The sequence below is a fragment of the Dapis hubbardiae BLCC-M172 genome, assembly GCF_050016015.1.
Lineage (GTDB): Bacteria > Cyanobacteriota > Cyanobacteriia > Cyanobacteriales > Microcoleaceae > Trichodesmium.
This window is the reverse complement of record NZ_JBNHEQ010000004.1, coordinates 1-8,375: the sequence shown is the minus strand read 5'-3', so window position 1 is coordinate 8,375 and position 8,375 is coordinate 1. Positions and strand designations below refer to the sequence as shown.

Genomic DNA, 8,375 nt, shown 5'->3' with positions numbered 1-8,375 from the left:
GTATTCCAGATGCGGGCAGTATTGTCAGCACTGCCTGTAGCAATAGTCTTCCCGTTGCGACTAAAGGCTACTGCTGTTACTTCTCCTTGGTGGTTCAGGGTAGCAAGTTGTTCGCCAGTTTTCGTATTCCAGAGACGGGCGGTATTGTCATTACTTGCTGTGGCAATAGTTTTCCCATCCTTGCTCAAGGCTACTGCTATTACTTCTCCTTCATGGTTGAGGGTAACGATGGCTTTGCCGGTAGCAGCATCCCAGAGACGGGCGGTATTGTCAGCACTTGCAGTAGCAATGGTTTTCCCATCCTTGCTCAAGGCTACTGCTGTTACTTCTCCTTGGTGAAGTAGGGTAGCGAGTTGTTTACCAGTTTTCGTATTCCAGAGACGGGCGGTATTGTCATTACTTGCTGTGGCAATGGTTTTGCCGTCCTGGCTCAATGCTACTGCTCTTACCCAAGACTCATGCTTGAGGGTAGTAGCTTTTTTAGAGAGATTAGCATCCCAGATGCGGACAGTTTTGTCATAACTTGCTGTTACAATAGTTTGCTCATCCTCGCTAAAGACTATTGCATTTACCGTGTCTTGGTGATTGAAGGAAGCGACTTGTTTGCCGCTGTTGGTATCCCAAAGGCGAGCTGTATTGTTATCACTCGCAGTAGCAATGGTTTTGCCGTCGGGGCTAAAGGTTACTGCTTTTACCTTATACTGGTGGGGTAGGATAGCTATTTCTTGGCCAGTGCAGATATCCCAGATGCGAGCTGTATTGTTATCACTGGCAGTAGCAATGGTTTTGCTATTGGGGCTAAAGGCTAATGCTATTATCTTATCCTGGTGCTTTAGGGTAATGATTTCTTTAGAGGTTCTGGTATCCCAGATGCCAACGGTATGATCATCACTGGCAGTCGCAATCCTTTTCCCATCAGGGCTAAAGACTAATTTATGTACCCTGGCCTTGTAGTTAAGGGTAGCAAATTCTTTGCCTGTGGTAGTATCCCAGAAGCGGGTGATTTGGTCATCACTGGCAGTAGCAATGGCTGTACCGTCTGGGCTAAAGGCTAGTGCATTTACCGGGAAATAGTGGACTAGGGTAGAGATGGCATTACCGGTGGTAGTATCCCAGAGGCGGACAATATTGTCGTCACTGGCAGTAGCAATGATCTTACCGTTGGGGCTAAATGCTAGTGCATTTACTCCAGAGTGATGGAGTAGGGTAGCGATGGCATTGCCTGTGGCAGCATCCCAGAGGCGGGCAACTTTATCTTCACTTTTTGTAGCAAGAGTTTTGCCGTCCTGGCTCAATGCTACTTTTATTACCTTATCCTGGTAGTTGAGGGTAGCGACCTCTTTGCCAGTGTCTCCATTCCAGAGGTGGGTGGTATTTTCATCACTTGCAGTAGCAAGAGTTTTGCCGTCCTGGCTCAATGCTAGTGCTGTTACCGCGCTCTGGTGGTTGAGGGTATGCAGATGATCTGGTAGTTGACTTAGGGCTTTGCGAATAGCTCCATCGGCTGCATTTTTGGGGATATCTAAGGACTGACCACCTAAGAATTTCTTGACAGCTCTATTCCACCATACATACCGATTTTTTTGCAGCTCTTGGACTTTATATATTGACTGGAGTCCTAACAAAGTACCTCGATCGTACCAGTTCCAGTTAGCAATAGCCACTTCTGCTTCTGCTGCCATCTGACGAGCAAAGGATGCTTCACTATTATGTCTAGCTATCCTTTGTTGTATCAAAGCAAAAGCAGATACCCCACTCATAAACAGCAAAGAAATAGCCAAAATTTGATTCCGTCTTTGAGCTAACCTCCTGGCTTTTTGCTCCTGTTTAAACTCCCTTTTTTTCCGTTCTTTCCCTTCAATTTCCCAACGATTTCTTAACTCCTGACTTGCTTTGACAAACTCATAAGCAAATCCATCCAACAAACCCATATCCCCATAGTTTTCCAAATATTCTTCTGCCTTCATTAACTGCCCTTCTCGCCATAACCAATCATCTTTTTTATTATGTTTTTCCCATTCCGTTGCATCACCTTCTATCTTCCTTACCAAAGGCAAAACTTCTTGATATTCTTCAACCCATTCCCTCAAAGTTTTCCAACTTCTGATTAAATCTTCGTGAATAATATCTAATAATGTTCCTATCTCTGACTTATCTATAGTAATTAACCGATTATTAGGGTTAGCTAATTTATCACTTACCTTTAACAACATCTCTAAACTATGTTGTTCATTAGGCAAATTTTCTAATATTACTCTGCGACGGGTATCTGTTATTTTTCCCGAATTTATTTGCTTTTCCCCAGGCTGTACTAATTCTAAAAATATCCGCTTCGCAACTGACTTTTCCTCTTGAGTTAGACTCTCAAAAACTTCATTAGCTCGCTTCGTCAAAGTACCTTGAATTCCACCAAACTTTCTATAAGTTGCCAGAGTTAAATATTTAGTTTTTTCTTCTCCTTGAGTGGCATCTTTCCACAGTGCATCTAGAGTATATTGGAGAAGAGGTAAACTACCTGGATTACGTAAAAAGTCTTCTGTCATTTGAGCAACTAATCCTGGTTGTACTCCCATCCCTACTAATTCAGCAGGCTCTTTTATTGCTTCCTCTATTTCTTCTTTTTCCAGAGGGGTTACTAAGAATTGATTTTCTTTAATTTGAGTTGCTAATCCTGGATATTTTGAACATTGGTCGAGAAAGTCTGCCCGCATTCCTAAGATTAAGCAAAATTTCTTTTGAATGGCTTCATTTCCTATTGCTGCCAAGAAGCAATCAAAAAATTCCTGTCGTTTTTCGTGAGTTTCACAGAGGGTAAAAGATTCTTCAAATTGGTCGATTACCATGATGACTCTTTCTGCTTCTGCTGACTGAATAAAGTCGATTAATTTTTCGCTTAAATTCTCTGGATTTTCCCCTTCTATATTAATTGCCTTTTGCAGATTTTCCAGAGGAGATGTAGTCGGTGTAAAAGGATCTAGATATTGCCACCTGTCACTTCCCGATGTTTTTTGCCCCCGCTTCAGTTGATATAATAAACCTGCTCTTAATAAGGATGATTTTCCACTACCGGATGCTCCTAATATGGCGACAAAATTATTGGTTCTTACTTGGTTAATTAATTCATCTGTTAATCTGGTTCGACCATGAAAAAATACTGCATCTTCTTCCTTTTCTGTGAAATAAGATAAAGCACGATAAGGAGGAGTATTTTTCCAACGTTCATCTACAGGTTGAGTCGGACTATTCGTAGTTAAAATAATTGCATTTCCTGAATTATGAAATACAGGAGCTTGAGCAGTATCGAGCATATTCTTTTTAATAGAATCTGCTAATATATAGTTAGTTATCCAACCATCTATGGAATTTTCTGGATTTAAACCTTTGAGTAATCTTGCGGTAAAAACTCCTTGTTCTCCATCTATTTGTTCTACACTTGTTTCAAAGGAACGAGCAGCAGTAATAAAACAACGACTTACTTTTTTTCCTGTACCAGGGTCTGCTTCTTGAAAGTTTAAAAATTCTCCACTAAAACAACAGTCTAACCAAACTATTTGTGTTTTGACAGGACTTTTTTGTAATAGCTCTTTTAACCAATTTAAAGATATGCCATATTTCTCGTTTTTTAGTTGAGCATCACTTGTGGCTAAAAATCCTTCTTGAATGCCTCCTTTTTCTTTCAAATAACCATGTCCGGCAAAGAAGAGTAAAGCCACATCAGGAACTTCATTTTTTGATGGAGGATTAAATAAATTAATAATTCTTTTTTCCAGGTCATTAATTTTGACAAGACCATTTGGAACAAATCTAGCTTGACCTTCTTGGTTGTAATTTTTAGGTAAACGTTGTACATGAAACTTGCCGTATTTTTCTAACATTTCGGCAATAGCTTCAGCATCTTTTACGGGTGCTTTAAGGTTTAAATCTCCTGGTTTCTTTTTTTTGAGGAATGGATAAGAATTAATGCCAACGACTAATGCTTCTCTGTTCATAATTATTAATTATATTGACTATTTAAAATGTTGATAAAAAAAATTACAGTATTTTTCAGGTGATTGAGGTCAAGTTTTAAGGCCAAATCTACCCTGAAAAAGAGGTAATTTAGGTAAATTTATCTATAATATATTAATAAACTAACTAGATTATACCCTACTCAAGAAGATGAGGACTGGTCAGAAATCAAATATGTCAGAACTTAAGGAACGGCAGTAAATATACAGTTTTTTTCTTGTTGTCTGTTGCCTGTTGCCTGTTGCCTGTTGCTTATTGCCTGTTGTCTGTTGTTTGTTGTTTGTTGTTTGTTGCCTATTACCTATTACCTGTTGCCTGTTGTCTGTTGCATAAGTTACAATATCTCACAATGCAGATCAGATTGCTATCTTAAACAAGAATATAATCAAGATCAATAACTAAAGTTATCTAAAACTAGAGAACAAATAAAGTACAAATCAAGGAGACACAAAATGAATGATTCAGCGAACAAATTTTTATTATCCATGTTACTAGCAATCAAAGAGTCAGATACTCCCCTAAGTTCAGAAGAAAAAGAAAACCTTTATATTGCGGGTCAACAATTATCCCTTGACCCTACAGCTTGGGAAGAAGATATTCAACCAAGTCTAATGGAAATAATTAACAATAACCCATCTCTCAATACAGTTTTTCAAAATATTAATTCAAAGCTAGAAAAAATTGATGAGATGCCTCAAGATTTAATCCTTAATACTGAAGATGTGAAAACAGTTACCCCGACGGAGGAAAATCAACCCCTAGAACGTCCTATTCCTGATGTAGATATGTCTGATTTGGAAAGTAATGAAATTACCAATGCAGCTATCCAAATTATCTCATCACCAGAGCCATCAGAAACAGTTCAAAAAATTAGTAAGTTTGATAAATTAATGAATTTAATTGGTCAAGATTAGTTAGACTATAAATAATTTTTTTAGGGTGGGTTAGGTGGATAAAATTCAGATAAAATTATGTAATTTGATGCCTATCCACTCTAACCCATAAATCATTGTTTTAGATGATATTAATCAGGACTTACGCACGGACACTATCTGTAAGGGCAATTCATGTTTGCGGAGCATTCCGTAGGAAATTGCCCCTACAAAAAACACAATTTACATATATTTTGCGTAAGTTTTGTTAATAACTAAAATAATGAGTGATAACTGATAACTGAAATGACTGATAATTGAAATGACTGATATTATTAATCCTACCATTGACTTATTTCTCTATGACTTGAGAAACAGTCTCGGTGATGATGAGCAAGACATAGAACAAAAACGACAATATTTTTATCAAAAATTCCATCCAACTGTTCAAGAAAAATTAAAACGAGACGGACAAGAAAACAATAAAGGTATAGAAGTAGAATATATTCAGCTACTCAAATCTACTTATGCTTTCTTTCCTGATAGTTCTGGAGAAGATGGTTATTACTACCCAGTAAGATTGGGAGATAGTTATGGACTATTATTAGAAGTTGCTACACCAGACACAAAAACACCAGAATATTTTGCTGAATTAAGAGCAAAAATCCAACAAAAATTAGGAGAGAATATTGCCACATTAGGTCAGACTTGGATGTTATCTGCCTATCTACCAGACTCCTCAGAAACAACTCCAGAAGAAATAGAAAAAATTGCCAAAAAATGTTACAACGCAATTTTTCCCAATGCCCAAAAAAGAGTAGAATTCGATGGCAAAGGTGAATTTATCGGAGCCACAATTTTTGAAGAATCTATTAATAGTTTAAAACAGCAGACTGTAAAATTAGCAGACAAAGAAATTATTACCGTTGTTCAAAATCAACATATTATTATTGCTATCTATCCAGACGAAGCAACATTCAACAAATTAAGTGGATTCTATATAGACTGGATGCGCTTATTTTATTCTCACCATAAAATTGTTTGGGCTTACGCTCAAACTCGGATTTTAAGTAATATAATTAAAGATAAATTTAGTAAAATTCAGACAAAAATTGAATCTTTAGAAGCAAAGATTAGTCAAGAAAATAGACAAGGTAATAAGTTGGAAGAAATTAGTGATGCTCTGAGTCAATTTCAAATTATGATCAATCAATATACCCAAAATCTGAACAATTTAAAATTTTAACAAGGCACAATAGAAATAAATTTAAGTAATTACGATAAAAGAGTACAAACTCTCCAGAAAAAAGCTAGAGAAAAAGTCACTATAAATAAAACCGAAATCGCATTTTTTGAAGATTTTAGTCAATTAGTCAACGAAAAATATCTTTTGCAAATTACACGAGATTTACAAAATTTTGACCAGGGATTGCTATTATTAGAAGGTAATATTAACGCTGTTCGTAGTCAAGTAGAAATAGAAAAAGCTAAGAGCGATCATAACTTTCAAGAATTAATTGCTGTGGGAGGTACAGGTGTAGCTTTTGTTAGTTTTATCGGTGATGATGCTGAAAAAGAATGTAAATTAATTATCCCTAAAAATTATCATGGTTCGGTTTGTGACAATATATTGATATTCAAATTAATGATACTTTTAACTACCAGTATATTTGTTTGGTTTTTCAGAAAATATATATTAAAGCGATCGTAAATTAGTTTGACTTTTTCCCTATTAAAAAAGTTAGAAGTTAGAAGTCATAATTAGGGCTTGCTGAATCAATATCAAACCATTTGCAGATAAAGATTTTAGGCTTTTTAGGTATCAAAAAGTGCTAGATTTTTGACCCCTCATGTTCAAAAATTAAGTATTTTGGGCAGACTATGGGAGAAAAATCAAAGGACTATTCTTCCTCCTACCTCCTCTATAATTCCAACTTTTCCTGTACGGGTGATTTGCGTAATTAGGAGCATTCCGGAACGGAAATCACCCCTACGACTCCTGACTCCTACCCTCACAAAAAGACTTTTTCAGCAAACCCTAATTATATCATGTCCGGTAGCATCGGTATTGTATAGCAAAGGTAGGGAACACTTAACTGGGAACAGGGAGGAAGAAGCTTTAAGAGAAGGAAAAACTTTATATGGCGGTAGATATTTTCCCAACTTTTACACGCTCCGATACCAACGGACATGATATTATCTGGATTCTATATCACTTGGAATTATGATGCTACCAGACATGATATCACTTAAGATTAACAGAAGGATGAACGGGAAGATTTTCGCAACTTTTCTGATATGTCTCCAAGTTGCTGTTTATATACTGCTTCCATTCCTCTGCTGTTAAATTTCGAGGGAGACGGCGACAAGCTTCTGCAATTAAATCTACTTTCATTACCTCATAGAGGTGGGCAGTTTTGTCCCAACTTGCAGTAGCAATAGTCTTGTCGTCGGGACTGAATGCTACTGTCCATACCCTATCCTGGTGGTTGAAGGTAGCGATGACTTCGTGGGTGTCCATATCCCAGAGACGGGCGGTATTGTCATTACTTGCTGTCGCAATGGTTTTGCCCTTGGGGCTAAAGGCTACTGCATTTACCCCGCCCTGGTGCTTGAGAGTCACTAATTGTTTGCCAGTGGTAGCATCCCAGAGGCGGGCGGTTTGGTCATAACTTGCTGTCGCAATAGTTTTACCATCGGGACTAAAGACTACTGCCCTTACTGAGTCGTTGTGTTTGAGGGTAGCTAATTCTTTGCCAGTGGTAGAATCCCACAGGCGGGCGGTTTGGTCATCACTTGCAGTAGCCATGGTTTGCCCGTTAGGACTAAAGGCTACTGCCCTTACTGAGTCGTTGTGTTTGAGGGTAGCTAATTCTTTGCCGGTGGTAGCATCCCAGAGACGGGCGGTATTGTCATCACTTGCAGTAGCAATGGTTTTGCTATCAGGACTAAAGGCTACTGCCCTTACTGAGTCCTGGTGTTCGAGAACAGCTAATTCTTTGCCGGTGGTAGCATCCCAGAGGCGGGCAATATTGTCATTACTTGCGGTGGCAATGGTTTTGCCGTTAGGACTAAAGGCTACTGCATTTACCCCGCCTTGGTGGTTTAGGGTAGCTAATTCTTTGCCGGTGGTAGCATCCCAGAGGCGGGCAATATTGTCATAACTTGCGGTGGCAATGGTTTTGCCGTTAGGACTAAAGGCTACTGCATTTACCCCGCCTTGATGGTTGAGGGTAGCGAATTCTTTGCCGATGGTAGCATCCCAGAGGAGGGCGGTATTATCATAACTTGCAGTAGCAATGGTTTTGCCGTTAGGACTAAAGGCTACAGCTCTTACGGTGTTCTGGTGGTTGAGAGTCGCTAATTCTTTGCCGATGGTAGCATCCCAGAGGAGGGCGGTTTGGTCATTACTTGCGGTCGCAATGATTTTGCCGTTGGGGCTAAAGGCTACTGCATTTACCCCGCCTTGGTGGTTTAGGGTAGCTAATTCTTTGC

The 8,375-nt window shown here is 38.6% G+C and carries 5 protein-coding genes; 3 read left to right on the top strand and 2 right to left on the bottom strand.

What is annotated here, in order from left to right:
- On the bottom strand, positions 1-3,989 hold a 3,989-nt coding region (locus ACP6PK_RS00260; protein WP_426556752.1), incomplete at its 3' end, for an nSTAND1 domain-containing NTPase.
- A 471-nt stretch (positions 3,990-4,460) separates the two neighbouring features.
- Between ACP6PK_RS00260 and ACP6PK_RS00255 the strand changes: the two genes are divergently transcribed.
- The 3 genes from ACP6PK_RS00255 to ACP6PK_RS00245 all read left to right on the top strand — a co-directional run bounded on the left by ACP6PK_RS00255 (position 4,461) and on the right by ACP6PK_RS00245 (position 6,591).
- Positions 4,461-4,922 carry a hypothetical protein gene (locus ACP6PK_RS00255; RefSeq protein ID WP_094674891.1) on the top strand — a complete coding sequence of 154 codons (462 nt, stop codon included), beginning with the start codon at positions 4,461-4,463 and terminating at the stop codon, positions 4,920-4,922.
- 280 nt (positions 4,923-5,202) lie between these two features.
- Positions 5,203-6,126, top strand: a complete 924-nt coding sequence (locus ACP6PK_RS00250) for a hypothetical protein (protein WP_426556750.1) — start codon at positions 5,203-5,205, stop codon at positions 6,124-6,126.
- A gap of 144 nt (positions 6,127-6,270) precedes the next feature.
- Positions 6,271-6,591 (top strand): hypothetical protein, encoded by a 321-nt coding sequence (locus ACP6PK_RS00245; protein WP_426556748.1) that lies wholly within the window; start codon positions 6,271-6,273, stop codon positions 6,589-6,591.
- 534 nt (positions 6,592-7,125) lie between these two features.
- Here ACP6PK_RS00245 and ACP6PK_RS00240 read toward each other — a convergent pair.
- The coding region (locus tag ACP6PK_RS00240) for a WD40 repeat domain-containing protein (RefSeq protein ID WP_426556746.1) at positions 7,126-8,375 on the bottom strand (1,250 nt) is incomplete at its 5' end.